The organism is Bacillus sp. JZ39 (assembly GCF_053903145.1).
In genome coordinates this window covers 2,567,144-2,592,220 of the sequence record NZ_CP096389.1, presented here as the reverse complement: position 1 = coordinate 2,592,220, position 25,077 = coordinate 2,567,144, and the positions used below count along the sequence as shown (strand labels likewise).

Here is a 25,077-nt window from a genome sequence, read left to right as displayed (position 1 = left end):
ATTGTTTGGAAGAACATATTATTGCGGTGATATAACTGAAAAAGCAATTGGCGAATCTGTAACGCTGAAAGGCTGGGTCCAAAAAAGACGAGACCTCGGCGGATTGATTTTTATTGACTTGCGTGACCGTACGGGAATTGTTCAAGTCGTTTTCAACCCCGATGTGTCAAAAGAAGCGCTTGCTGTTGCGGAAGGCATCAGAAATGAATACGTGCTTGATGTTCAAGGAAAAGTAGTGGCGCGGGAAGAAGGAACAGTCAATCCGAATTTGAAGACAGGTGCGATCGAAATTCACGCTGACGGAGTGACAGTACTAAGTGCTGCAAAGACGCCTCCATTTGCGATTTCTGATCAAGCAGAAGAAGTGTCAGAGGACGTTCGTTTAAAACACCGTTACTTAGATTTGCGCAGACCGGCTATGTTTCAAACGATGCAGATGCGTCATAATGTGACGAAAGCTGTCCGCAGCTTTTTAGATGAAAACGGGTTTCTTGATATTGAAACGCCGATTTTAACAAAAAGCACGCCTGAAGGCGCACGTGACTACTTGGTGCCAAGCCGTGTGCACGAAGGTGAGTTCTACGCGCTGCCGCAGTCTCCGCAGCTATTTAAACAGCTTCTGATGGTATCAGGCATTGAACGGTATTATCAGATTGCCCGCTGTTTCCGTGATGAAGACTTGCGTGCGGACCGCCAGCCTGAGTTCACGCAAATTGATATTGAAATGTCCTTTATGAGCCAGGAAGACATTATGTCATTGGCTGAGGATATGATGGCAAAGATTATGCGTGAAACAAAAGGCGTGGAAATTAAGCTTCCTCTTCCTCGAATGACGTATGACGAAGCAATGAACAAGTACGGTTCTGATAAACCGGATACGCGTTTTGACATGCTTTTGACAGATGTGTCTGACATTGTGAAGGATACGGAATTTAAAGTATTCTCATCAGCTGTAGCAAACGGCGGTGTGGTCAAAGCCATCAACGTAAAAGGCGGTGCCGGCGATTACTCCAGAAAAGACATCGATGCTCTTGGCGCTTTTGCTGCAAACTATGGGGCGAAAGGACTTGCCTGGGTGAAAGTTGAAGCAGACGGAGTGAAAGGACCGATCGCTAAATTCTTTGCTGAAGAAAAGCAGTCTAAGCTAATTGAAGCACTTGATGCTACTGAAGGTGATTTGTTGCTGTTCGGAGCGGATCAATTTGAAGTTGTGGCCGCATCACTCGGCGCGCTGCGTTTAAAGCTTGGGAAAGAGCGCGGGCTGATTGACGAAAACCTGTTCAATTTCTTATGGGTCATTGACTGGCCGCTATTAGAGCATGATCCTGAGGAAGGCCGTTTCTACGCAGCGCACCATCCGTTCACAATGCCTGTCCGCGAAGACCTTGAGCTGATTGAAACAGCGCCTGAAGACATGAAAGCACAAGCTTATGACCTCGTCTTAAACGGCTATGAGCTTGGCGGCGGTTCAATCCGTATTTTCGAAAAGGATATTCAGGAAAAAATGTTTGCGCTTCTCGGCTTCTCACCAGAAGAAGCGGCTGAACAGTTCGGATTCCTGCTGGAAGCATTTGAATACGGCGCTCCTCCGCACGGCGGAATCGCACTTGGCTTAGACCGTCTCGTTATGCTTCTCGCTGGACGTACGAACCTGAGAGATACGATTGCATTCCCGAAAACGGCAAGTGCAAGCTGCCTGATGACAGAAGCGCCAGGCGAAGTAAGCGACGCCCAGCTTGACGAGCTTCATCTTTCTATCAAGAAAAAAGTTAAGAACTGAATGTGCAGTTCGATTCTTGAAAATCAAAATCGTCTGTGATATGATTTTGACAAGTTAAATAAAGTCCTGATGTGTTAGTTGTACACCTAGTTTTGACCGAACATTTTTTTGATTTGGGAGCCCGCATTTTTAAATGGCGTACATGCCTCTTTTCATTCGGTAAAGAGGACTTACAAGATTTAAAAGAGGGCACCCACCTGCTGAGAGCGGGTTCAAAACAAAGGAAAGCTGCAACGGCACTATTGGGACTTTATTTTTTGTGCGCAGAAAAAACGGCTGCTCATGGATCAGCCATTTTCATTTTATAGATGAAACCAGAATACGAATGTGGAGTGAGGTTCTTGTTACACCAGTTTTCACGCAATGAATTAGCTATCGGAAAAGAAGGCCTTGAAACGCTGAAAAACAGCACGGTGGCTGTGCTTGGGGTCGGCGGAGTCGGATCGTTCGCGGCAGAAGCGCTCGCGCGGTCAGGCGTCGGCCGCATTCTGCTTGTCGACAAAGATGATGTGGACATTACAAATGTAAACCGTCAGCTTCACGCGCTGCTTTCAACTGTGGGACAGCCGAAAGTTGATTTAATGAAGGAGCGGATCGCAGACATTAACCCGGAGTGCGAAGTGATCGCGTTAAAAATGTTCTATACGGAAGAAACGTATGAGCAATTTTTTGACTATGATCTTGACTATGTCATTGATGCGTCAGACACCATTTGTTATAAAATACATTTAATGAAAGAATGTCTAAAACGGGATATTCCGCTCATCTCCAGCATGGGTGCTGCAAATAAAACGGATCCGACACGCTTCCAAATCGCTGATATCTCAAAAACGCACACTGATCCAATTGCGAAGGTCGTCCGTACGAAATTACGCAAAGAGGGGATCAAAAAAGGCGTTCAAGTGATTTTCTCTGATGAAAGCCCGATTGTCATTCGGGAAGATGTCAGAAAAGAAGTGGGAAATGACGAAGCGAAAATCCGTAAAGCAAAAATGCCGCCTTCCTCTAATGCTTTTGTGCCGTCAGTTGCAGGTTTGATTATGGGCGGACATGTTGTCATGGATCTTTTGAAAGACATTGAAATCAAACGTGTGAAGGATAAATAATGCATAAAAACAGCCTTGATGATCAAGGCTGTTTTTGTTTTATTTTCTTTTCATTAATTTATCGTACACCTGCTTTAAGGCGGATTCGAATTTTCCTGTCTGTTTCGGCTTATAGTATTGCTTATTTTTCAGAGGATCAGGGAGGTATTGTTGTTCGACCCAACCGTTGTCGTAATTGTGCGGGTATTTATAGTCGATTCCTCTTCCTAATTCCTGAGCTCCTTTATAATGCGCGTCTTTTAAATGCTTCGGGACATCCCCAATTTTTCCGGCTCTGATATCTGCCAGGGCCTCATCGATTGCCAGAATGGCAGAGTTTGATTTCGGTGAGAGGCAAAGCTCAATAACTGCGTTGGCCAGCGGGATTCGCGCTTCAGGAAACCCGACTCGCTCAGCGGTCTGAATAGCGTTCAGCACTCTAGGGCCGGCTTGCGGGCTTGCTAAACCGATATCTTCATAGGCGATAACAAGCAATCGTCTTGCGATGCTCTCCAGATCACCGGCTTCAATTAATCTAGCCAAATAGTGAAGAGCAGCGTTGGCATCAGAGCCGCGGATCGATTTTTGAAAAGCGGACAGTACATCATAATGCGCGTCACCATCTTTATCGTGAGAAAAGCTTTTTTTCTGCAAGCATTCTTCCGCGGTTTCTAATGTAATGTGAATTTCACCGTCTGCTGACTCCTTCGTTGACAACACGGCAAGCTCAAGCGCATTTAAAGCGGAGCGGACATCTCCTCCGCATCCGTGGGCAAAATGCTCCATCGCCTGATCATCAATGGATACAGAATAGGTGCCAAGGCCCCGATGCTCATCATGGAGCGCACGTTCCAGTGCCTGTTTAATCAAATCAGGTGTTAACGGTTCAAGCTCAAAAATCTGGGTCCGGCTTCTGATCGCCGGATTAATGGCATGATACGGGTTAGCCGTCGTTGCTCCGATCAAAATAATCATCCCGTTTTCTAAATAGGGTAATAGAAAATCCTGTTTTCCTTTATCCAGTCTGTGGACTTCATCCAGAATCAAAATCACTTGGCCGGACATCTTGGCTTCCTGAGCTACGATTTCCATATCTTTTTTATTGTTAATGACAGCATTCAGCTTTCGAAAAGCAATACTTGTTGAACCGGCGATTGCTGTTGCGATTGATGTTTTTCCAATTCCGGGCGGCCCGTACAAAATCATGGATGACAAATGTTTTGCCTGGACCATTCTGCCAATAATTTTATCTTCAGCCACCAGATGCTGCTGGCCGATAATATCCTCTATTTTTGTCGGACGCATCCGATATGCCAATGGCTTCATCTATCATCTCTCCTTACTTAATTACAGGGTAACGGAAAACCGTACATTAGAAAAGGGTAAAGGCCCCTTTCCTTCTGCCTCAATGAAAATTCGCTGAAGGTATGTTATAATAACAGTTGGTCTATAAGATAATAAACGGACGAAACATATAGAAATTACCATTATAAATGTGGAAAATCATGAAATAACAGAGGTGTTCATGTTGAAAATATCAACTAAGGGAAGATACGGGCTCACCATTATGATCGAGCTTGCAAAAAAGCACGGTGAAGGCCCGACTTCATTAAAAAGCATCGCACAGACGAATAATTTGTCCGAGCATTATTTGGAGCAGCTGGTATCGCCGCTCAGAAATGCCGGTTTAGTGAAAAGCATCAGAGGCGCATATGGCGGATATGTATTAGGCAGTGAGCCGGATGCCATTACCGCGGGAGATATTATCCGTGTGCTTGAGGGGCCGATCAGCCCTGTTGAAGTGCTGGAAGATGAGGAGCCTGCCAAGCGTGAGCTCTGGATTCGCATCCGGGATGCTGTAAAAGAGGTTTTAGACAGTACAACATTAGAGGATCTTGCCAGCTATACAGACGGAGAGCAAGAAGCTTATATGTTCTATATTTAGATCAGAGGTGTAAACATAATGGAACGGATTTATTTAGATCATGCCGCAACGTCTCCGATGGATGAGCGCGTGCTGGAAAAAATGATACCGCACTTCTCCGGCAGTTTCGGTAATCCCTCCAGTATTCATTCATTTGGCAGAGAATCTCGAAAATGGGTGGATGAAGCAAGAGCGCAGATCGCAGCAGAAATCGGAGCGGCAGAGCAGGAGATCATTTTTACAAGCGGGGGAACGGAAGCTGATAACTTGGCGATCATGGGAACCGCACTTGCAAGAAAAAATCTTGGCAGACATATCGTCACAACAAAAATTGAGCATCACGCCGTGCTTCACACATGTGAAAAACTTGAGGAAGACGGATTTGACATAACGTATCTGGACGTTGACCAAAATGGGAGAGTCAGTGCAAAACAGGTGAAAGAAGCACTGCGTGATGATACAATCCTTGTGACAGTGATGTATGGAAATAATGAAGTTGGAACAGTGCAGCCGATCGAAGAAATCGGTGTGCTGTTAAAGGAACACAAAGCTTATTTTCATACAGATGCTGTTCAGGCATTCGGGTTGCTGCCAATTGATGTGAAAAACAGCCATATTGACCTTCTGTCTGTTTCCGGGCACAAGCTCAACGGGCCAAAAGGGACAGGCTTTTTATATGCTAGTAAAGATGTGAAGCTTTCACCGCTTTTATTCGGAGGAGAGCAAGAAAGAAAACGCCGTGCCGGAACCGAAAATGTTCCAGGCATTGTCGGGCTGAAAGAAGCGATCAAGCTGTCAAGTGAAGAACGGGACGAAAAAAACGAGAAGTATCAATCGTTTAAAGCAATCTTTGCCGACACGCTTAGAGATGCAGGTGTGGCATTCGAGATCAACGGGGACAAAGAGCATAGTCTGCCGCATGTTCTGAATCTTTATTTCCCCGGTGTGTCAGTGGAAGCGCTGCTGGTCAATCTTGATATGGCGGGTGTCGCTGTCTCCAGCGGTTCAGCGTGTACGGCCGGTTCAGTCCTGCCGTCACATGTTCTGATCGCTATGTTCGGCGAAGAGAGTGACCGGCTGACGTCCTCTATTCGAATCAGCTTCGGCCTCGGCAATACGGCTGAGCAAGTGAAAACTGCTGCCAAACATGTAGCCGACGTTGTCAAACGGCTGACATAATAAGGCGGCGTAGTAATTGGAGTGAATGAAATGGAAAAACGGCCGGAGGATACAAGAGTCGTCGTCGGCATGTCCGGCGGAGTAGACTCATCTGTGGCGGCCCTGCTGTTAAAAGAACAGGGCTATGATGTAATCGGAATCTTTATGAAAAACTGGGATGATACGGACGAAAACGGTTTTTGCACGGCGACAGAGGATTATGAAGATGTGATCCGCGTCTGCAACCAAATCGGAATTCCGTATTATGCCGTAAACTTTGAAAAGCAATATTATGAGAAGGTATTTCAATACTTCCTTGATGAATATAAAGCAGGCAGAACACCAAACCCGGATGTACTGTGCAACAAAGAAATTAAATTCAAGGCCTTTTTAGAGCATGCATTGTCACTTGGCGCCGACTATTTAGCGACTGGCCACTATGCAAGAGTAGACAGAAGCGGCGGAAAAGTCAGAATGCTGCGCGGCATTGATGAAAACAAGGATCAAACGTACTTCTTGAATCAGCTGACAGAAGATACGCTGAGCAAAGTCATGTTCCCGATCGGTGAACTTCAAAAAAGCCGTGTGCGTGAAATCGCCAAAGAAGCAGAACTTGCAACAGCGACGAAAAAAGACAGTACAGGCATCTGCTTTATCGGCGAACGCAACTTCAAAACGTTTCTCAGCCAATATCTCCCTGCACAGCCGGGCGATATGATGACGATGGACGGCGAAGTAAAAGGCCGCCACGACGGGTTGATGTACTATACGATCGGACAGCGTCACGGCCTTGGCATCGGCGGAAGCGGCGAGCCGTGGTTTGCGGTAGGGAAAGATCTTGAAAAGAACATCCTCTACGTAGATCAAGGGTTCCATAACCCTCTTTTATATTCCGACAAAATCACAGCAACAAATATCAGCTGGGTACGTTCGGATATCATGAAGGGCGAAGAGATTTCCTGCACGGCAAAATTCCGTTACCGCCAAGAGGATCATAAAGTAACGGTGCGCATGACTGGCGAGGGTGAAGCGGAAGTCATCTTTGATGAACAAGTCCGCGCTGTAACGCCTGGACAAGCCGTTGTCTTCTATGACGGCGAAGAATGCCTTGGCGGCGGGACAATTGATGATGTGTACAAAGACGGAACAAAATTGTGGTACGTATAAAAGATGAAAAACCTCAACACTGAGTTGGGGTTTTTTAATGAAAGGAAGATGATCGGTGGATTATAATCAACTCGGTATAGAGGCGATGCAGGAAGGCGATTACGAGAAAGCGGCAGAGGCATTTACAAAAGCGATTGAAGAAAATAAAGAAGACGCGATTCCGTATATCAATTTTGCCAACCTGCTTTCATCCGTAAACGAGCTGGAACGTGCGCTTGCGTTTTATGATAAAGCGCTTGAATTAGACAATAGCGCAGCCACTGCTTATTATGGAGCAGGAAATGTCTATGTTGTAAAAGAAATGTACAAAGAAGCCAAAGACATGTTTGAAAAAGCGCTTCGTGCGGGGATGGAAAACGGCGACCTGTTTTACATGCTCGGAACGGTACTTGTCAAGCTCGAACAGCCTAAGCTTGCACTGCCATATTTACAAAGAGCGGTCGAACTGAATGAAAACGATACGGAAGCGCGTTTTCAATTCGGGATGTGCTTAGCCAACGAGGGCATGCTGGACGAAGCGCTCAGCCAATTCGCAGCTGTGACAGAGCAAGACGCGGGGCATGCAGATGCATTTTATAATGCCGGTGTCGCTTATGCTTATAAAGAAAACCGAGAAAAAGCGCTTGAAATGCTGGACAAGGCAATTGATATCCAGCCAGATCATATGCTTGCGCTTCATGCTAAAAAACTGATTGATCCATCATAACAGGCACAGGAGGAGGGACAGCTCGTGCAGCAGCATCCGGATCAGCTTAAACTGGAGGAAGAGCCCTATTTAAAAGGGACAGTCAACACAGTCATCTATCATAATGACACCAATTTATATACGGTTCTGAAAGTGAAAGTCACAGAGACCTCCGAAGCCTTTGAAGATAAAGCCGTATCCGTGACGGGCTACTTCCCTGCGCTTCAAGAAGAAGAGACCTACACGTTTTACGGAAAGATCGTAACCCATCCAAAGTTCGGGCTCCAATTTCAGGCGGAGCATTTCAAAAAGGAGATTCCAACGACTAAGGAAGGCATCATTCAATATTTATCGAGTGATTTATTCGAGGGGATCGGCAAAAAAACAGCTGAAGAAATTGTGAAAAAGCTGGGCGACAGCGCCATTAATAAAATATTGGCTGATGCTTCAGTGCTTTATGATGTTCCTAGACTCTCAAAAAAGAAAGCCGACACGCTGGCTGGCGCATTGCAGCGGCATCAGGGACTGGAGCAAATCATGATTTCCTTGAATCAGTTTGGCTTTGGCCCGCAGCTGTCTATGAAAATCTATCAAGCCTATGAATCCGAGACGCTTGAAAAGATTCAGGAAAATCCTTATCAGCTTGTGAAGGATGTAGAAGGCATCGGGTTTGGGAAAGCGGATGAGCTGGGCAGCAGAATGGGTCTTTCGGGTAACCATCCTGAGCGGGTAAAAGCTGCTATTTTGTACACGCTTGAAACGACTTGTCTGTCAGAGGGGCACACGTACATAGAAACGGAACAGCTGATCATCGACACTCAATCACTGTTAAACCAGTCAGCAAGGGAAGGGCAGCGCATCACAGAAATGGATGCCGCTAACGCGATTATTGCCCTTGGAGAAAATAAAGACATTGTCATAGAAGATGGCCGCTGTTATTTTCCTTCGCTGTTTTACGCAGAACAAAACGTTGCAAAGCGTGTGAAACATATCGCTAGCCAAACCGAATATGAGAACCAGTTTCCCGAATCAGAGTTTTTGCTCGCGTTGGGAGAACTGGAAGAACGGATGAACGTTCAGTATGCCCCCAGCCAGAAGGAAGCGATTCAAAAAGCCCTTTCCTCGCCGATGCTTCTTTTAACAGGCGGTCCTGGAACAGGGAAAACGACGGTAATCAGAGGGATTGTCGAGCTCTACGGAGAGCTTCACGGTGTGTCACTAGATCCGTCAGCTTATAAAAAGGATGAAGCTTTTCCGATTGTTTTGGCCGCTCCGACAGGGAGAGCAGCAAAACGGATGAGTGAATCAACGGGACTCCCTGCAGTCACGATACACAGGCTGCTTGGCTGGAACGGTGCTGAAGGCTTTACTCATACAGAGGATCAGCCGATCGAAGGGAAGCTGTTAATTATCGATGAAGCCAGTATGCTTGATATTTGGCTGGCGAATCATTTGTTCAAGGCGATCCCTGATCATATACAAATCATCATTGTCGGAGACGAAGACCAGCTGCCTTCTGTCGGTCCGGGACAAGTGCTCAGAGACTTGCTGGCATCCCAGGTGATTCCGACTGTGAGACTGACAGACATCTATCGCCAGGCGGAGGGGTCATCAATCGTCGAGCTTGCCCACCAGATGAAAAATGGATTGCTGCCGAACAATTTGACTGCCCCGACAAAGGACCGTTCCTTTATTCGCTGCGGCGGGTCGCAAATCAAAGAAGTAGTTGAGAAGGTTGTCGCCAATGCATTGAAAAAAGGCTATACAGCAAAGGACATTCAGGTCCTCGCTCCGATGTACAGAGGAAAAGCCGGCATTAATGAATTGAATGTGATGCTGCAGGACATTTTAAATCCTCCTAAAGAAAAACGGAGAGAATTGAAGTTCGGGGATGTTGTCTACAGAACCGGAGATAAAATTTTGCAGCTTGTCAATCAGCCGGAAAACAATGTATTCAACGGAGATATTGGCGAAATCACGTCGATATTTTATGCAAAGGAAAATACAGAAAAAGAAGACATGGCCGTTGTTTCTTTTGATGGCAATGAAATGACGTTTACGAAAAAAGATTTTAATCAATTTACCCATGCGTATTGCTGTTCTATTCATAAATCGCAGGGAAGTGAATTTCCGATTGTGGTTTTGCCTGTTGTGAAAGGCTATTATAGAATGCTCAGAAGAAACCTTCTTTATACCGCGATTACAAGAGCAAAGAAATTTCTCATTTTATGCGGTGAGGAGGAGGCGCTGGAGTGGGGCGTAAAAAATAATGATGCAACTGTCAGACAGACCTCCTTGAAAAACAGGCTGTCCGTACAGGTTGAGGAAATGGATGCCGAGCTTGAGGCTTTGCAAAAAGAGCTCCCGTTCAGCGTACACGACGCCAACATTGGCATGGAAGGCATTACACCATTCGATTTTATGAAAGAAGAACAGCAATAAAATGCTCCCGTGCAAGCGGGAGTTTTTTCATTTGCAGTGGAATTGATTTCATCGTATGAGTCTAAGGCGCAAAGCAAAACCTAAGCCTGTTCAACAAAAGGTGGTTGATCACACTTTGAGAACATGCCATGAAGTAGAAGGATTCCCAGTATACTCAGAACGAACTTCTAGTTATCTCGGGACAATTTCCGATATTTGTTTTTCTCTGAAAGGAGATTGTCTTGGGTTTATTCTTGCACAAAAACGCTTTTTGCATCATCATCATGCGCTATTACGGGCGTGTGATATCTCTTCCATTCTTGATGACCGCATATTGGCTTCGGTCAGTTCAGAACAGCTTTTGCCTCTTCCGAAATCATGCTTCACATACGAGCAGATGAAGATGAAGCTTGTGAAATCGCAAGAGGGCGATATATTGGGGATGCTGGAAGATGTATACTTTTGTTTGGACAGGGGCATAATCGTAGCATATGAACTCTCGGACGGTTTCTTTTCTGACCTGGCGGGAAGCAAGCGCCAGATCCAAAGAGCGGATTCGCTTGTCGAGGTGCGGAAAGACGAGATCGTTCTGAACGGATAGAGGTGTGAGGTATGCTTATATGCCCGAATTGCAAAAGTAAGGATATCGGCAAAATCGGCGTGAACCAATATTATTGCTGGGGCTGTTTTATTGAACTGACAGTGGCGAAAGGGAAGATTGCAACTCATCAGGTGGAAGAAGACGGAACGTTAAGCAGCTTGGATGATTTGTTTTCTGAGGATGAACGCAGCATCAATTTTTAATCATGAAAGGAGATGCGCAGGATGAATCGGACGATGACTTCTCTTTTGGCAATGGGAGCCGGAGCTCTCGTGTACCGAATGGCGACTCAATCTGACATGCTGAATAATCGAAGCATGAAGCGGATGAGAAGAAGAATTACGAAAATGTTTTAATGCAAAAAGGATACTCTCCAAAGAGTATCCTTTTCTATGTTTGCCGGACCTCGAGGCGTCTTGCTGCGAGTGAAAGGCTGTAGTTGACTGCGAAATACATAAGGGCCGCAAGTAAAAAGATCGGGAAAAAATAACTGCCGTCTGCGCTTTGGCCGTTAATAATTTGCGCGTTGTGAATCAGTTCAGGCAGGGCGATCACAACAGCGAGCGATGTATCTTTTAATAAAGAAATAAACTGGCTTACGATGGGCGGAACCATGCGGCGAAGCGCTTGCGGCATAACGATAAAGAACAGGGTCTGTGTATAGCTCAGCCCGGAGGAGCGCGCCGCTTCAATTTGTCCTTTGTCAATTGATTTCAGTCCGCTTCGGATAATTTCAGATAGCATAGCGGATTCAAAAATCGTTAGTGCTGTAATTGCAGCAGCTGTTATTTCAAGCTTAATACCAATTTCCGGAAGGGCAAAAAACGTAAAGAAAATAATTAACAGCAAGGGGAGGTTTCTGATCGTTTCAACGAGAACCGCAATCAATTGAGAAAGAACGGGAACTTTCGCATAACGCAGGGTGCCTGCGATTAAACCGAAGAAAAAGCTCAGAATGATGGAGATGAAAGCAACGTACAAGGTGACGAGAAAGCCATCCCATAAAAACGCTAAATGCTCCTGTGAATAAGCACCGATGAAATCCAATGTAACTCACTCCTTATCAATAGCTTTTTTCCAGCCGTTTTTCCAGATAGTTAACACCGATGCTAAGCGGAATCGTCAGCACTAAGTAAAAAAGCGCCACAAAAATATAAACATCAAATACAACGAGTGTGCTCGACGAAACTAAATCGGCTTGGTACATAAGATCCAATCCGGCCACAACCCCAAGAATCGAAGAGTTTTTGACTAAGTTTAAAAATTGATTGCCTAAAGGCGGAATGACGATTTTGATTGCCTGCGGCAAAATGATATGGAGCATGGCTTGGCTGTAGGTAAAGCCTGACGAGCGTGCCGCTTCCATCTGTCCTTTTGAAACAGACTGGATGCCTGCTCTGATGGCTTCAGCGATAAACGCAGAGGTATAAATGGTGAGAGCAACCGTTCCCGCTTGAAAACCGTCAAGCCTCAGGCCTGCGTTTGGAAGTCCGAAATAGAAAACAAAGGTAATTAAAAGAAGAGGGATGTTGCGGATGAATTCTACATATGCGGTCCCTAGCCATTGCAGCGGCTTAAAGACTGTTATTCTCATAACCGCTACAGCGACGCCGAGGACAAAACTGCCGGCCAGCGCGATAACACTTGCGAGCAAGGTATGGTAAAAACCGTCCATATACATGCCGAAGTTATCGAAAAGAATTGACACATTCATCTGCCTATTCACTCCTTATCAAATTGGGATGAGCATCGCCTGCTCATCCCGGGATGGTTGTTATTCAGCTGGGTCTTCTTTGATCCATTTTTTATAAATTTCATCGTATCTGCCATCCGACTTCATCTTTTTAAGTGAAGCGTTGATTTCTTTCGCGAGAGCAGATTGCCCTTCTTTCACGGCGATCCCGTAAGGCTCATCTGTAAAAGGCTTTCCTGTTAATTGATAATTTTTATTTTCATCGGCCATTCCATATAAAATCGCATTATCTGTGGTGAGGGCATCGCCTTGCCCCGATTTAAGGGCTGTAAAGGCTTCTGCGTAGTTTTCAAATTCTAAAACAGATGCTTCAGGCGCCTTTTCACGAATGTTTTGAGAGGAGGTGGAGCCTTTTACTGCAAGAACTTTTGAGCCTTTGTCAAGATCCTCGACACTCTTGATTTTGCTGCCTTTTTTCACGAGAAGCGATTGCCCGGCCTCGAAATAGACATCAGAAAAGTCAACTTCCTTTTTTCGTTCATCAGTGATCGTCATTGTGGCGACAATGGCGTCGATATCCCCGTTTTGCAGCATAGGAATCCTTGTTTTTGAGGTGACCTCTTTAAATTCAGCTTTTTTCTCATCACCTAAAATGTCTTTAGCGATTTGTTTGGCTATATCAATATCAAAACCCTCAATCTCACCTGAGCTTGGATTTTTAAGACCGAACAGTCGAGTGTCCGTTTTTACACCGAAGACAATTTTGTCATTGTCTTTAATGGCGGCTAGCGTATCTTTTTTGCTCTCCTTTGAGGCTTCTCCGTTTGATCCCTTGCTGCCGCAAGCGGCAAGCAAGATGACAGCGAATAAAGAAATCAATGCTAAAGAAAAAATCTTTTTCATACAAGCTCCCCCATTCTGTTTTAATGATTTAAAATACGGCTTAAGAATAAGCGGGCCCGTTCTTCCTTTGGGTTCGCGTAAAACTCAGCCGGCATTGCTTCTTCTAAAATTTTTCCTCCGTCAATGAAGACAATTCGGTCGGCAACTTCTTTGGCAAACCCCATTTCGTGTGTCACGACAACCATAGTCATGCCTTCTTTTGCGAGTGTTTTCATGACATCTAACACCTCGCCGATCATTTCAGGATCAAGTGCTGATGTCGGCTCGTCAAACAGCATGACCTCCGGCTTCATCGCCAGTCCTCTTGCGATGGCAACACGCTGCTGCTGCCCGCCGGAAAGCTGGGAAGGATAGGCGTCAGCCTTGTCTGGGATGCCGACTTTTTCAAGATAGTACCGCGCCGTTTCCTTTGCTTGTTCAGGTGATTGTCTAAGCACTTTTACCGGAGCCAGCATGATGTTCTGCAGCACTGTTTTATGTGGATATAAATGAAAGTGCTGAAACACCATCCCGATATTTTGCCGCACTTTATTGATATCAGTTTTTCTGTCGTTAATGGCGGTGCCGTTTACTGTGAGCACTCCCTCATTGATCGTCTCAAGTCTGTTGATGCATCTGAGCAATGTGCTTTTACCGGAACCGGATGGGCCGATGATAACAACGACTTCACCTTTTTCGATTTGAAGATTAATTTGTTTTAACACGTGAAAATCTCCGTAATGCTTGTTTACATTTTGAAATGTGATCATCGCAATCCTCCTATCAGAAAATTTGACCAAAAAGTAAATGATCAAACTTTTCTGAAAATTAAATGTGAAAAAATGTCCATGACTTCTGACTGACTAAAGAAACATAAAGAATAATTCCGTGTAAACCTCAAAAGATATAGGTGAGGTGAAAGCAGATGCTCCAAAAACCGGTGCAGCTTTTGTTGTGGGTGGCTATTTGTTTGCTGGTTCTGTTAACAGTCTATGTCTTTTTTATGCTTGATATGTTATGGTCACCCTTTTGGCTCGTCATAAAAACGATCTTTATTCCCTTGATCATTTCTATTTTTATATCTTATTTATTGCTTCCGGTCACGGAATGGCTGCATGGCAAAGGATTGCCTAGGACTTTGAGCATCTTGGTCATTTATGTTCTTTTTTTTGGCGGGATTGGCTGGGCGTTGTATAAAGGGGTGCCTGTTTTAATCGTGCAGCTGACGGATTTGTCAGAAAATATACCCATGTTTGCCGAAACGTATAACGGGCTTCTTCTTCATGTGCATAACCATACGGATGACTGGCCTGATGGTATGCATCACCGTATAGATAAAATGATCCGCCAGACGGAGACGTTTTTTGCGGGAACGATCGAGGGTGCGATCAGCGGGATCCGCAATGTGCTTGATTACTTCTTAATTGCTGCAACAATCCCTTTTCTCGTGTTTTATATGGTGAAGGACATTGAGTTAATGAAAAAGACAGTATGGTACTTGACTCCGAAGTCGTGGAGAAAGCGGGGCAGCGCCTTTTTGCGGGATGTGGATGATTCGCTTGGCGATTATATCCGCGGCCAGCTTTTGGTCTGCTTGATTCTTGGCGTGATTGCAGGCATTTCGTTCTGGGTATTTGGGCTTCCATATCCGCTGATACTTGGCCTTATTTCTGGAGTAACGAATGTTATCCCGTATTTTGGCCCTTTCATCGGAGCTGTTCCTGCGTTGTTAATTGCGATGACGATCTCAGTCAAGGCGGTTCTTGTTGTGGTGATTACGGTGTTTATTCTGCAGTTTATGGAAGGAAATATCCTCAGTCCGTTCATTGTCGGCAGAAGCCTTAAAATGCATCCGGTGGTTATCATGCTTGCGCTTCTTGCCGGAGGGGAGCTTGCGGGAATCGTCGGGATGATTCTGGCTGTTCCTGCGACGGCTGTTTTAAAAGTAATGATGATCCATTTTTTGCGGATGAGGACGGAGCATTGACATCGGCGTGCCGCTTGTCTATAATTTCTCGTAGAATACATACGAATCTCGAGTGACGGATCTGAGTACGCCGAAGCCCTGTTAAAGAGAGAAGCTCCATAAGCTGAAAGGAGCTTTATCAGAAGATCGGAGGAAGCTAATCCTGAGTGCAGTTAATCACTGCCGCTTATCCTGCGTTACAGGGTTAAAGGTGACGGGCGAATAATGCCCGTAATCAGGGTGGTACCGCGAGACAGCTCTCGTCCCTGTGTAAACGTTGGTTTGCATAGGGGGAGGGCTTTTTTGCTGTCACTGAAGAGAATTTCGATTTTTATAGAGGAGGAAATACAATGAAACACTTAACTTCTGCGGAAGTGCGTCAAATGTTTTTGGATTTCTTTAAAGAAAAAGGACATGCGGTAGAGCCAAGCGCGTCATTAGTGCCTCATGAGGATCCTTCACTGCTTTGGATCAACAGCGGTGTTGCGACACTGAAAAAATATTTTGACGGCCGTGTCGTGCCGGAAAATCCAAGAATCGTAAACGCTCAAAAAGCGATCAGAACAAACGATATAGAAAATGTAGGTAAAACTGCGCGGCATCACACTTTCTTTGAAATGCTCGGAAACTTTTCCATCGGCGATTATTTCAAAGAAGAAGCCATTACATGGGCTTGGGAGTTTTTAACGAGCGACAAGTGGATTGGCTTCGACAAAGAGCTTCTCTCTGTTACGGTTCATCCTGAAGATGAAGAGGCATATGAGTTTTGGGCGAAAAAAATCGGTATTCCTGAAGAAAGAATTATCCGTCTGGAAGGGAACTTCTGGGATATCGGTGAAGGGCCGAGCGGACCGAATACGGAGATCTTTTACGACCGCGGTGAAGCATACGGTAATGATCCAGAAGATCCGGAGCTTTACCCAGGCGGGGAAAACGACCGTTACCTGGAAGTATGGAACCTTGTGTTCTCAGAGTTCAACCATAACCCTGACGGCACGTACACACCGCTTCCAAAGAAAAATATTGATACAGGCATGGGTCTTGAAAGAATGGTATCTGTCATCCAGAATGTTCCGACAAACTTTGACACCGATTTGTTTGTTCCGATCATTAAAGCAACAGAATCGATTTCTGGTGAAACATATGGCAAAGATAATGTGAAAGACACTGCGTTTAAAGTGATTGCTGACCATATCAGAACGGTTGCCTTTGCTGTCAGTGACGGTGCGCTGCCGTCAAATGAAGGCCGCGGCTATGTATTAAGACGCTTATTACGCCGTGCCGTGCGTTATGCCAAAACGATCAACATCCATCGTCCGTTCATGTTTGATTTAGTGCCGGTTGTCGCAGAAATCATGGCTGATTTCTATCCTGAAGTGAAAGAGAAAGCGGATTTCATCGCAAAAGTCATTAAAACCGAGGAAGAACGCTTCCATGAGACCCTTAATGAAGGGCTTGCGATCCTGTCAGAAATGATCAAAAAAGAAAAAGACAAGGGCAGCAGCGTTATCTCAGGTGCTGATGTGTTTAAACTGTATGATACGTATGGATTCCCGGTTGAATTGACTGAAGAATACGCAGAAGACGAGAACATGACGGTTGACCATGAGGGCTTTGAGGAGGAAATGAACCAGCAGCGTGAACGGGCAAGAAACGCCCGCCAGGATGTCGGCAGCATGCAGGTGCAGGGCGGCGCACTGCGCGACGTGACAGATGAAAGCACATTTGTCGGCTACTCTCAAACCAAAGCTGATGCCAATATCATTGTGCTTCTTCAGGACGGCCAATTAATTGAAGAGGCTCATGAAGGAGAAAGCGTTCAAATCATTCTTGATGAAACACCGTTCTATGCAGAAAGCGGCGGCCAAATCGGCGATAAAGGCTATCTCCGAAACGAGCAGGCCGTTGTAAGAATTAAAGATGTTCAAAAAGCGCCGAACGGCCAGCATGTGCATGAAGGTGTTGTAGAGAGCGGTACTGTTCAAAAAGGCCTGCATGTTACGGCTGAAGTTGAAGACCATATGAGAAGCGGCGTCATTAAAAACCACACGGCAACGCATTTATTGCATCAGGCTCTAAAAGATGTTCTTGGAACTCATGTCAATCAGGCGGGCTCTCTTGTAACGGAAAACCGTCTTCGTTTTGACTTCTCGCACTTTGGCCAAGTGACAAAAGAAGAGCTCGAACAAATTGAAAGAATCGTAAACGAAAAGATCTGGGCGAGCATCCCGGTCAGCATTGATTTGAAACCGATCGCTGAAGCAAAAGAAATGGGTGCGATGGCACTGTTCGGCGAGAAATATGGCGATATTGTCCGTGTCGTTCAAGTTGGAGATTACAGCTTAGAGCTGTGCGGCGGCTGCCATGTCAGAAATACAGCAGAAATCGGCTTGTTTAAAATCGTTTCTGAATCCGGAATCGGCGCAGGCACAAGACGTATTGAAGCTGTAACGGGACAAGGCGCTTACGTCGAAATGAACAGCCAGATTTCTGTATTGAAGCAGACCGCTGACGAGCTGAAAACAAATATCAAAGAAGTGCCGAAACGGGTCGCGGCTCTGCAGGCTGAACTGAAGGAAGCACATAGAGAAAATGAATCTCTTCTTGCAAAACTAGGCAATGTGGAAGCAGGAGCAATCCTGTCGAAAGTAAAAGAAGTTGACGGCGTAAACGTGCTTGCGGCAAAAGTAAATGCAAAAGACATGAATCATCTCCGCACTATGGTCGATGAACTCAAAGCAAAGCTTGGCTCTGCGGTGATCGTGCTTGGTGCGGTACAAAACGATAAAGTTAATATCTCTGCAGGAGTCACAAAGGACCTCATTGAGAAAGGCCTTCACGCCGGCAAGCTGGTTAAACAAGCTGCGGAAGTTTGTGGCGGAGGCGGCGGAGGCCGTCCGGACATGGCGCAGGCAGGCGGTAAACAGCCGGAAAAATTAGAAGAAGCTTTGGCTTCTGTAGAAGATTGGGTGAAATCCGTTTTATAATTCGCCCATGTAGTGTAGAATGATGGTAAGATTAGGACCCCAGGCTGAACTTTGCCTGCGAATTTGGGAAAGAGGTGCAAAACGGTGAGCTCGTTTGATAAAACGATGAAATTTAATTTCTCCGATGATTCTGCTGAGACTAACGTAAATGAGGTGCTGATTACAGTGTATGACGCGCTTCAGGAAAAGGGCTACAATCCAATCAACCAGATTGTCGGATACTTGCTGTCAGGTGATCCCGCTTATATTCCTAGGCATCGTGACGCTCGCAATTTAATTCGCAAACTTGAAAGAGACGAATTAATCGAGGAATTGGTAAAGTCTTATTTAGAACAGCATAAAGAGGCGTAAATAAAGAATGAGAATATTAGGACTCGATTTAGGAACCAAAACACTCGGTGTAGCTCTGAGCGATGAAATGGGCTGGACTGCTCAAGGCATTGAGACCATAAAGATAAATGAAGCAGAAGGCGATTATGGTTTATCCCGTTTATCTGAACTGATAAAGGACTATACTATAGATAAAATCGTGCTCGGCTTTCCTAAGAACATGAACGGAACAGTCGGCCCGAGAGGCGAAGCCAGCCAAACATTTGCGAAAGTGCTTGAAACAACGTACAATGTTCCTGTTGTGCTGTGGGACGAGCGTCTTACCACAATGGCGGCTGAAAAAATGCTGATTGCAGCTGACGTCAGCAGGCAAAAACGAAAAAAAGTCATTGATAAAATGGCGGCTGTTATGATTTTACAAGGATATCTTGACAGCTTAAATTAAAGCCAGAGGTGAAGAAAATGGAACACGGCGAAAAAAATATTACAATTGTTGACGATCAAGGAAATGAACAGCTTTGTGAAGTGCTGTTTACATTTGAAAACGAAGAGTTTGGCAAGTCTTATGTCTTGTACTATCCAATCGAATCAAAAGATGACGAAGAAGTAGAAATTCTTGCTTCCAGCTTCACGCCAAACGAAGACGGTGAAAACGGTGAGCTATTCCCGATTGAAACTGACGAAGAATGGGATATGATCGAAGAAACACTAAACACATTCTTAGCGGACGAAGACGAAGAGTAAAACATCGCGCCAAACCAAAGCCGGAGCTATACTGCTCCGGCTTTTTTCTGCTTTATGCAGGCCTCTTTTTGTAATAAATTGCCGAAATACAATGAATCATGTAGTATAAGAGCTGATGGGAGGAGACCTAATGTATATCAATCAGCAAAAAAAATCGTTTTTTAATAAAAAAAGAATCATACTGTCTTCCATAGTTTTGCTGTTTCTCATCATTGGCGGGGCATTTTTATATGGGAAATCATTGCTTGAACCTGTTGAAAAAGACAGTAAAACGACAGTTAATATTAACATTCCGAGCGGTTCGTCTGTTTCAGCCATCGCATCGATATTAAAGAAAAATGATGTCATAAAAAGCGAGAAGGCGTTTCAGTACTATGTGAAATATAAAGGTGCTTCCGGGTTTCAGGCCGGATTCTACCATCTGAATAAAGGTATGGATTTAGATGCCATTATTCAGAAGCTGACAAGCGGGGCTACAGGTTACGCTTTTCAAATCACAGTGACTGAGGGAGCACAGCTGACCCAAATCGCGGCTGCTATTGCTGATGAAACAAAATACTCTAAAAAACAAGTCATAGCGAAGCTGGACGATGAAACATTTATCAATCAGCTGAAGAAAGAATTTCCGGACACTGTGACAAATGATGTTTTCAATAAAAACATTAAGCACCCGCTTGAAGGGTACCTATTCCCGGCTACATACCCTTTTAACGATCCGGACACATCACTTGAAGACATTATCAAGGCAATGATTAAGCAGACAAATTCTTATGTGGAAACATATAAATCAGAAATGAAGAAAAACAAAGTTTCTGTGCATAAGCTGCTGACAATTGCTTCTTTGATAGAAGAAGAAGCGACTGAAAAAGCCGACCGCCATAAAATTGCGAGCGTCTTTTATAACCGCCTGAAAAAGAAAATGCCGCTCCAAACAGATCCGACCGTCCTGTACGCGGCCGGCAAGCATAAAGATCGGGTTCTTTATAAGGATCTGGAAATCGATTCACCATACAATACGTATAAAAACACAGGGCTGACGCCAGGGCCGATTGCCAATGCCGGCATGTCATCATGGGAAGCGGCGCTGCATCCGGATAAAACGGACTATCTGTATTTCTTGGCCAAATCAAATGGTGAGGTCGTATTTACAAAAACGCTAAAAGAGCATAATAAAGCAAAAGAAAAATACATTTCCTCAAAAAACGAGAAATAAAAGGAGAGCAAAAAGCTCTCCTTTTGTTCGCTTTCCGCAAGGTTTTATGATAAAATATATCGGGTTGTTTACCGATGTATCATGATGTATTCAGAGAGTGTCCTGCGCATAAGACTGGGGCACTCCTTTTTAGAACGGGAGGCTGTTTGTAGTGACTGACCGGTATGAACAAATAAATGACTATATAGAAGCATTATTAAAGCCTCGGCCGGATAACGTGAAGAAGCTTGAAGCATATGCAGAAGAACATCATGTCCCGATTATGGAAAAAGCGGGCATGGAGGTGCTGCTTCAAATTTTGTCTGTGAAACAGCCGAAAAAAATACTAGAAATCGGAACGGCCATTGGTTATTCAGCTATTCGGATGGCGCTGGAGCTGCCGTCTGCTGAAATATATACAATTGAACGCAATGAGAAGCGGCATGAAGAAGCGGTAAACAATATCAAGGAATTTCAGCTTGATGACCGGATTCATGTTTTTTACGGAGATGCGCTTGAATTAGCCGACGCCGTTCATGTAACCGCGCCTTACGATGTTATTTTTATTGACGCTGCAAAAGGTCAGTATCAAAACTTTTTTCATTTATATGAACCGATGCTTTCACCGGACGGGGTGATTTTAACGGACAACGTGCTGTTTAAGGGTCTGGTGGCAGAGGATTATAGCAAAATAGAACCGAAGAGAAGGCGCAGGCTTGTAGCAAAAATTGATGAATATAATCATTGGCTGATGAATCATCCGGATTATCAAACTGCGATTATTCCTGTCGGGGACGGACTTGCGATTAGTAAAAAGAAGAGGTGAACGTCATGAAAAAACCAGAGCTCTTAGTGACGCCGACGAGCACAGCGGACATTTTGCCGCTCATACAGGCGGGGGCAACTGCGTTTTTAGTTGGGGAACAGAGATACGGCTTGAGATTAGCCGGAGAATTTTCTCGTGAAGATGTAACAAAAGCCGTAGAGATTGCTCACAAAGAAGGAGCAAAAGTATACGTTGCTGTAAATGCAATTTTCCATAATGATAAAGTGGGTGAGCTTGGCGAATATCTGGCTTTCTTAGCAGAAGCCGGTGTCGATGCAGCGGTATTCGGCGATCCTGCCGTGCTGATGGCTGCCCGTGAATCTGCGCCTGATCTGAAGCTTCATTGGAGCACAGAAACGACAGGCACCAACTATTATACATGCAACTACTGGGGGCGCAAGGGTGCGGCGCGTTCTGTGCTTGCCAGAGAATTAAACATGGACAGCATTGTTGAGATTAAAGAAAATGCTGAAGTCGAAATTGAAATCCAGGTGCATGGAATGACGTGCATGTTCCAATCGAAGCGTTCTTTGATTGGAAACTATTTTGAATATCAGGGCAAAGTCATGGACATTGAAAGAAAGAAAAAAGAATCAGGCATGTTTTTACACGATAAAGAACGCGATAATAAATATCCGATTTTCGAAGATGAAAACGGCACTCACATCATGAGCCCGAACGATGTGTGCATCATTGATGAGCTCGAGGAATTGATAGATGCCGAAATTGATTCTTTCAAAATCGATGGTGTTTTGAAAACGCCTGAATACCTAATAGAAGTCACCAAAATGTACAGAGAAGCAATTGATTTGTGCGTGGAAAACCGTGACGAATATGAAGCGAAAAAAGAAGACTGGATCGAACACATTGAAAGCATCCAGCCAGTAAACAGAAAAATTGATACCGGATTCTTCTTCAAGGAAACGGTTTATTAATCAAAAGGAGGTTAAGCTATGACTGCCGTAAATGATAAAATATCCACAATCGTTAATGGAAAGCGTGTGATTACGAAAAAGCCGGAGCTTCTCGCACCTGCGGGTAATCTTGAAAAGCTGAAAATCGCTGTTCATTACGGAGCGGACGCGGTCTTTATCGGGGGACAGGAATACGGGCTGCGTTCGAATGCCGATAACTTTACGATCGAAGAAATTGCAGAAGGCGTTGAATTCGCAAAGAAATATGGCGCGAAGATCTACGTAACAACGAATATTTTCGCCCATAATGAAAACATGGACGGGCTTGAAGACTATTTAAAAGCACTTGGAGACGCCAACGTTGCCGGTATCATTGTGGCAGATCCGCTTATTATCGAAACATGCCGCAGAGTGGCGCCGAATGTTGAGGTTCACTTGAGCACACAGCAGTCTCTTTCGAACTGGAAGGCTGTCCAATTCTGGAAGGAAGAAGGTCTCGACCGCGTCGTGCTGGCACGTGAAACTAGCGCTCTTGAAATCAGAGAAATGAAAGAAAAGGTAGATATCGAAATCGAATCCTTCATTCATGGCGCAATGTGTATTGCATATTCCGGCCGCTGCGTGCTGAGCAATCACATGACAGCGCGGGATTCCAATCGCGGAGGCTGCTGCCAGTCATGCCGCTGGGATTATGATCTCTACCAAACAGACGGTGCCAACGCCGTTGCTTTGTATGGTGAAGAAGATGCACCATTTGCGATGAGCCCGAAAGATTTGAAGCTGATTGAATCCATTCCAAAAATGATTGAAATGGGGATCGACAGCTTAAAGATTGAAGGCCGCATGAAATCCATTCACTATGTAGCAACTGTTGTCAGCGTATACCGCAAAGTAATCGATGCTTATTGCGCTGATCCAGAGAACTTTGTGATTCAAAAAGAATGGCTTGAAGAGCTTGATAAGTGCGCCAACAGGGACACTGCGACAGCTTTCTTTGAAGGAACGCCAGGCTATGAAGAGCAAATGTTCGGCGAACACGCCAAGAAAACGACATATGATTTTGTCGGCTTAGTGCTGAATTATGATGAAGATACACAAATGGTCACGCTTCAGCAGCGCAATTTCTTCAAAAAAGGCGACGAAGTGGAATTTTTCGGACCAGAAATCGAAAACTTTACACATACGATTGAAACCATTTGGGACGAAGACGGAAATGAGCTAGATGCTGCCCGCCATCCCCTGCAAATTGTCAAATTCAAACTAGACAAAAAGATTTATCCGAGCAACATGATGAGAAAGGGGAAGTAACAGCCCATGGGTAAGAATCCAGTAGTCATTGGAATCGCAGGAGGTTCCGGTTCAGGAAAAACGAGTGTCACACGGTCCATTTATGAACAGTTTAAAGGACACTCAATTTTAATGATCCAGCAGGACCTTTATTATAAAGACCAAAGCCATCTTCCGTTTGAAGAAAGGCTGAACACAAACTATGATCATCCGCTTGCGTTTGATAATGACTATTTAATCGAGCATATTCAGGATCTATTGAATTACCGCCCGATTGAAAAGCCGATTTATGACTATAAGCTTCACACACGTTCAGAAGAAACGGTTCACGTAGAGCCAAAGGATGTTATTATCCTTGAAGGCATTCTTGTTCTTGAAGACAAAAGGCTTCGTGATCTGATGGATATCAAGCTTTATGTTGATACGGACGCTGACTTGCGTATCATCAGACGGATTATGAGAGATATTAATGAGCGCGGACGCTCTATTGATTCTGTCATTGAACAATATGTGTCAGTGGTCCGTCCGATGCATAACCAATTCGTCGAGCCGACGAAACGATACGCTGATATTATTATCCCGGAAGGCGGTCAGAATCACGTCGCAATTGATCTGATGGTCACAAAAATTCAAACCATTCTTGAACAAAACGCGATTTTGTAATACCATAGCATAGACATAAATAACTCTGACCATATTATGTATAGGCAGGAAGGGAATGTGCGAATTCCCTTCTTTCCCTGTTTATAAACGCGAAATATTTGCAGAACGACACGATTCAGTTTAAGATAAACAGTACCTATATGGGAGAGAAGAACGAGGACTGCCCTGTGTTCTCATTCTTGTATTTTTTAGTTTATGCTCTCATACATAATCGAAGATGTTGAGGGACAACCAGAAGGAGTGAAGGGACATGGCACAAGAGAAAGTATTTCCTATGACTGCAGAAGGAAAACAAAAACTTGAACAAGAATTAGAATATTTGAAAACGGTTAAACGAAAAGAAGTAGTAGAGCGAATCAAAATTGCGAGAAGCTTCGGAGACCTTTCCGAGAACTCTGAATACGATTCAGCGAAAGAAGAGCAGGCATTTGTAGAGGGCCGCGTGACGACTCTTGAAAATATGATTCGCAATGCGAAAATCATTGAAGATGACGGCGGCTCTAACGTTGTCGGTTTGGGTAAAACCGTCACTTTCGTCGAACTGCCTGACGGTGATGAAGAATCATATACGATCGTCGGAAGCGCGGAAGCTGACCCGTTTGAAGGGAAAATCTCAAACGACTCACCGATCGCAAAAAGCCTCTTGGGCAAAAAAGTAGATGAAGAAGTCACAGTACAAACACCGGGCGGAGAAATGCTCGTGAAAATTGTGAAAATTTCATAATATTTGTTTAGCAGCGAAACACCTCGTCCACAATGTGGGTGAGGTGTT

At 44.7% G+C, this 25,077-nt stretch carries 26 protein-coding genes and 1 other RNA gene; 22 read left to right on the top strand and 5 right to left on the bottom strand.

The features are described from left to right. The first annotated feature begins 1 nt into the window (after nucleotide 1). The 3 genes from aspS (at nucleotide 2) to M1D65_RS13355 (ending at nucleotide 2,886) form a co-directional block, all read left to right on the top strand. On the top strand, nucleotides 2-1,780 hold the full coding sequence (gene aspS, locus M1D65_RS13365) for an aspartate--tRNA ligase (protein WP_456270592.1): 1,779 nt from the start codon (nucleotides 2-4) through the stop codon (nucleotides 1,778-1,780). Nucleotides 1,781-1,840: 60 nt separating this feature from the next. Continuing rightward, nucleotides 1,841-2,033: non-coding RNA, 6S RNA (ssrS, locus tag M1D65_RS13360), on the top strand. Nucleotides 2,034-2,121: 88 nt separating this feature from the next. Further along, a complete protein-coding gene (locus tag M1D65_RS13355; RefSeq protein WP_163116854.1) occupies nucleotides 2,122-2,886 on the top strand; it encodes a tRNA threonylcarbamoyladenosine dehydratase in 765 nt (254 codons plus the stop codon). A 39-nt stretch (nucleotides 2,887-2,925) separates the two neighbouring features. Here M1D65_RS13355 and M1D65_RS13350 read toward each other — a convergent pair whose 3' ends face one another. Continuing rightward, nucleotides 2,926-4,191: a replication-associated recombination protein A gene (locus M1D65_RS13350; protein ID WP_015714437.1), complete on the bottom strand. Its 1,266-nt coding sequence runs from the start codon at nucleotides 4,189-4,191 to the stop codon at nucleotides 2,926-2,928. 202 nt (nucleotides 4,192-4,393) lie between these two features. On the opposite strand from M1D65_RS13350, the gene cymR reads away from it, so the two are divergent. The 8 genes from cymR to M1D65_RS13310 all read left to right on the top strand — a co-directional run bounded on the left by cymR (nucleotide 4,394) and on the right by M1D65_RS13310 (nucleotide 11,177). After that, nucleotides 4,394-4,810, top strand: coding sequence for a cysteine metabolism transcriptional regulator CymR (cymR, locus tag M1D65_RS13345; protein WP_003225879.1), 417 nt, complete (start codon nucleotides 4,394-4,396; stop codon nucleotides 4,808-4,810). Nucleotides 4,811-4,828: 18 nt separating this feature from the next. Then, on the top strand, nucleotides 4,829-5,968 hold the full coding sequence (locus M1D65_RS13340; protein ID WP_326154377.1) for a cysteine desulfurase family protein: 1,140 nt from the start codon (nucleotides 4,829-4,831) through the stop codon (nucleotides 5,966-5,968). A 30-nt stretch (nucleotides 5,969-5,998) separates the two neighbouring features. Beyond that, on the top strand, nucleotides 5,999-7,114 hold the full coding sequence (gene mnmA, locus M1D65_RS13335) for a tRNA 2-thiouridine(34) synthase MnmA (RefSeq protein ID WP_004398509.1): 1,116 nt from the start codon (nucleotides 5,999-6,001) through the stop codon (nucleotides 7,112-7,114). Between the two features lie 85 nt (nucleotides 7,115-7,199). Next, nucleotides 7,200-7,820, top strand: coding sequence for a tetratricopeptide repeat protein (locus M1D65_RS13330; RefSeq protein WP_326154590.1), 621 nt, complete (start codon nucleotides 7,200-7,202; stop codon nucleotides 7,818-7,820). Between the two features lie 24 nt (nucleotides 7,821-7,844). Beyond that, complete coding sequence (gene recD2 / locus M1D65_RS13325; RefSeq protein ID WP_326154375.1) at nucleotides 7,845-10,241, top strand: SF1B family DNA helicase RecD2; 2,397 nt, start codon at nucleotides 7,845-7,847, stop codon at nucleotides 10,239-10,241. 55 nt (nucleotides 10,242-10,296) lie between these two features. Then, nucleotides 10,297-10,821 carry a PRC-barrel domain-containing protein gene (locus M1D65_RS13320; RefSeq protein WP_072173323.1) on the top strand — a complete coding sequence of 175 codons (525 nt, stop codon included), beginning with the start codon at nucleotides 10,297-10,299 and terminating at the stop codon, nucleotides 10,819-10,821. A gap of 11 nt (nucleotides 10,822-10,832) precedes the next feature. After that, nucleotides 10,833-11,024, top strand: coding sequence for a hypothetical protein (locus M1D65_RS13315; protein WP_003225893.1), 192 nt, complete (start codon nucleotides 10,833-10,835; stop codon nucleotides 11,022-11,024). A gap of 21 nt (nucleotides 11,025-11,045) precedes the next feature. Further along, nucleotides 11,046-11,177, top strand: coding sequence for a YrzQ family protein (locus M1D65_RS13310; RefSeq protein WP_003229780.1), 132 nt, complete (start codon nucleotides 11,046-11,048; stop codon nucleotides 11,175-11,177). Nucleotides 11,178-11,211: 34 nt separating this feature from the next. Here the strand turns inward: M1D65_RS13310 and M1D65_RS13305 are convergent, their stop codons facing one another. The 4 genes from M1D65_RS13305 to M1D65_RS13290 are packed head-to-tail and all read right to left on the bottom strand — an operon-like array spanning nucleotide 11,212 to nucleotide 14,166. Continuing rightward, entirely contained in the window at nucleotides 11,212-11,868 is a 657-nt protein-coding gene (locus tag M1D65_RS13305; protein ID WP_003229784.1) for an amino acid ABC transporter permease, read from the bottom strand. Nucleotides 11,869-11,884: 16 nt separating this feature from the next. Next, entirely contained in the window at nucleotides 11,885-12,535 is a 651-nt protein-coding gene (locus M1D65_RS13300; protein ID WP_038829647.1) for an amino acid ABC transporter permease, read from the bottom strand. Between the two features lie 60 nt (nucleotides 12,536-12,595). Continuing rightward, on the bottom strand, nucleotides 12,596-13,417 hold the full coding sequence (gene glnH, locus M1D65_RS13295) for a glutamine ABC transporter substrate-binding protein GlnH (RefSeq protein WP_456270591.1): 822 nt from the start codon (nucleotides 13,415-13,417) through the stop codon (nucleotides 12,596-12,598). Between the two features lie 20 nt (nucleotides 13,418-13,437). Continuing rightward, the gene (locus tag M1D65_RS13290; RefSeq protein WP_032726290.1) at nucleotides 13,438-14,166 is read right to left on the bottom strand and encodes an amino acid ABC transporter ATP-binding protein; all 729 of its coding nucleotides are present in this window, start codon (nucleotides 14,164-14,166) and stop codon (nucleotides 13,438-13,440) included. A 155-nt stretch (nucleotides 14,167-14,321) separates the two neighbouring features. Here M1D65_RS13290 and M1D65_RS13285 point away from each other — a divergent pair, with 155 nt between their 5' ends. From M1D65_RS13285 to greA, 11 genes are all read left to right on the top strand, one after another. Continuing rightward, on the top strand, nucleotides 14,322-15,383 hold the full coding sequence (locus tag M1D65_RS13285) for an AI-2E family transporter (RefSeq protein ID WP_033881628.1): 1,062 nt from the start codon (nucleotides 14,322-14,324) through the stop codon (nucleotides 15,381-15,383). Between the two features lie 329 nt (nucleotides 15,384-15,712). After that, a complete protein-coding gene (alaS, locus tag M1D65_RS13280) occupies nucleotides 15,713-18,349 on the top strand; it encodes an alanine--tRNA ligase (protein WP_326154369.1) in 2,637 nt (878 codons plus the stop codon). An 84-nt stretch (nucleotides 18,350-18,433) separates the two neighbouring features. Further along, nucleotides 18,434-18,700: an IreB family regulatory phosphoprotein gene (locus M1D65_RS13275; protein ID WP_003225903.1), complete on the top strand. Its 267-nt coding sequence runs from the start codon at nucleotides 18,434-18,436 to the stop codon at nucleotides 18,698-18,700. A gap of 7 nt (nucleotides 18,701-18,707) precedes the next feature. Further along, nucleotides 18,708-19,124, top strand: a complete 417-nt coding sequence (gene ruvX / locus M1D65_RS13270; protein ID WP_003229795.1) for a Holliday junction resolvase RuvX — start codon at nucleotides 18,708-18,710, stop codon at nucleotides 19,122-19,124. 17 nt (nucleotides 19,125-19,141) lie between these two features. Next, nucleotides 19,142-19,423 carry a DUF1292 domain-containing protein gene (locus M1D65_RS13265; RefSeq protein WP_003246199.1) on the top strand — a complete coding sequence of 94 codons (282 nt, stop codon included), beginning with the start codon at nucleotides 19,142-19,144 and terminating at the stop codon, nucleotides 19,421-19,423. 130 nt (nucleotides 19,424-19,553) lie between these two features. After that, nucleotides 19,554-20,636, top strand: a complete 1,083-nt coding sequence (gene mltG, locus M1D65_RS13260; protein WP_456270590.1) for an endolytic transglycosylase MltG — start codon at nucleotides 19,554-19,556, stop codon at nucleotides 20,634-20,636. 151 nt (nucleotides 20,637-20,787) lie between these two features. Then, complete coding sequence (locus tag M1D65_RS13255) at nucleotides 20,788-21,441, top strand: O-methyltransferase (protein ID WP_015714429.1); 654 nt, start codon at nucleotides 20,788-20,790, stop codon at nucleotides 21,439-21,441. 5 nt (nucleotides 21,442-21,446) lie between these two features. Beyond that, nucleotides 21,447-22,376, top strand: coding sequence for a peptidase U32 family protein (locus M1D65_RS13250; protein ID WP_326154365.1), 930 nt, complete (start codon nucleotides 21,447-21,449; stop codon nucleotides 22,374-22,376). Between the two features lie 18 nt (nucleotides 22,377-22,394). Next, nucleotides 22,395-23,663 (top strand): peptidase U32 family protein, encoded by a 1,269-nt coding sequence (locus tag M1D65_RS13245; protein WP_003229802.1) that lies wholly within the window; start codon nucleotides 22,395-22,397, stop codon nucleotides 23,661-23,663. 6 nt (nucleotides 23,664-23,669) lie between these two features. Continuing rightward, nucleotides 23,670-24,305 carry a uridine kinase gene (gene udk, locus M1D65_RS13240; RefSeq protein ID WP_003225916.1) on the top strand — a complete coding sequence of 212 codons (636 nt, stop codon included), beginning with the start codon at nucleotides 23,670-23,672 and terminating at the stop codon, nucleotides 24,303-24,305. A gap of 250 nt (nucleotides 24,306-24,555) precedes the next feature. Further along, the gene (greA, locus tag M1D65_RS13235; RefSeq protein WP_004399078.1) at nucleotides 24,556-25,029 is read left to right on the top strand and encodes a transcription elongation factor GreA; all 474 of its coding nucleotides are present in this window, start codon (nucleotides 24,556-24,558) and stop codon (nucleotides 25,027-25,029) included. The last annotated feature ends 48 nt before the right edge of the window (nucleotides 25,030-25,077 follow it).

Coding starts and splice junctions, on each gene's coding strand:
- M1D65_RS13350 (WP_015714437.1), bottom strand. CDS start 4,191: ATGAAGCCATTGGCATATCGGATGCGTCCGACAAAAATAGAGGATATT.
- M1D65_RS13340 (WP_326154377.1), top strand. CDS start 4,829: ATGGAACGGATTTATTTAGATCATGCCGCAACGTCTCCGATGGATGAG.
- mnmA (WP_004398509.1), top strand. CDS start 5,999: ATGGAAAAACGGCCGGAGGATACAAGAGTCGTCGTCGGCATGTCCGGC.
- M1D65_RS13330 (WP_326154590.1), top strand. CDS start 7,200: ATGCAGGAAGGCGATTACGAGAAAGCGGCAGAGGCATTTACAAAAGCG.
- M1D65_RS13320 (WP_072173323.1), top strand. CDS start 10,297: ATGAGTCTAAGGCGCAAAGCAAAACCTAAGCCTGTTCAACAAAAGGTG.
- M1D65_RS13315 (WP_003225893.1), top strand. CDS start 10,833: ATGCTTATATGCCCGAATTGCAAAAGTAAGGATATCGGCAAAATCGGC.
- M1D65_RS13310 (WP_003229780.1), top strand. CDS start 11,046: ATGAATCGGACGATGACTTCTCTTTTGGCAATGGGAGCCGGAGCTCTC.
- M1D65_RS13300 (WP_038829647.1), bottom strand. CDS start 12,535: ATGAATGTGTCAATTCTTTTCGATAACTTCGGCATGTATATGGACGGT.
- glnH (WP_456270591.1), bottom strand. CDS start 13,417: ATGAAAAAGATTTTTTCTTTAGCATTGATTTCTTTATTCGCTGTCATC.
- M1D65_RS13290 (WP_032726290.1), bottom strand. CDS start 14,166: ATGATCACATTTCAAAATGTAAACAAGCATTACGGAGATTTTCACGTG.
- M1D65_RS13285 (WP_033881628.1), top strand. CDS start 14,322: ATGCTCCAAAAACCGGTGCAGCTTTTGTTGTGGGTGGCTATTTGTTTG.
- alaS (WP_326154369.1), top strand. CDS start 15,713: ATGAAACACTTAACTTCTGCGGAAGTGCGTCAAATGTTTTTGGATTTC.
- ruvX (WP_003229795.1), top strand. CDS start 18,708: ATGAGAATATTAGGACTCGATTTAGGAACCAAAACACTCGGTGTAGCT.
- M1D65_RS13265 (WP_003246199.1), top strand. CDS start 19,142: ATGGAACACGGCGAAAAAAATATTACAATTGTTGACGATCAAGGAAAT.
- mltG (WP_456270590.1), top strand. CDS start 19,554: ATGTATATCAATCAGCAAAAAAAATCGTTTTTTAATAAAAAAAGAATC.
- M1D65_RS13250 (WP_326154365.1), top strand. CDS start 21,447: ATGAAAAAACCAGAGCTCTTAGTGACGCCGACGAGCACAGCGGACATT.
- M1D65_RS13245 (WP_003229802.1), top strand. CDS start 22,395: ATGACTGCCGTAAATGATAAAATATCCACAATCGTTAATGGAAAGCGT.
- udk (WP_003225916.1), top strand. CDS start 23,670: ATGGGTAAGAATCCAGTAGTCATTGGAATCGCAGGAGGTTCCGGTTCA.
- greA (WP_004399078.1), top strand. CDS start 24,556: ATGGCACAAGAGAAAGTATTTCCTATGACTGCAGAAGGAAAACAAAAA.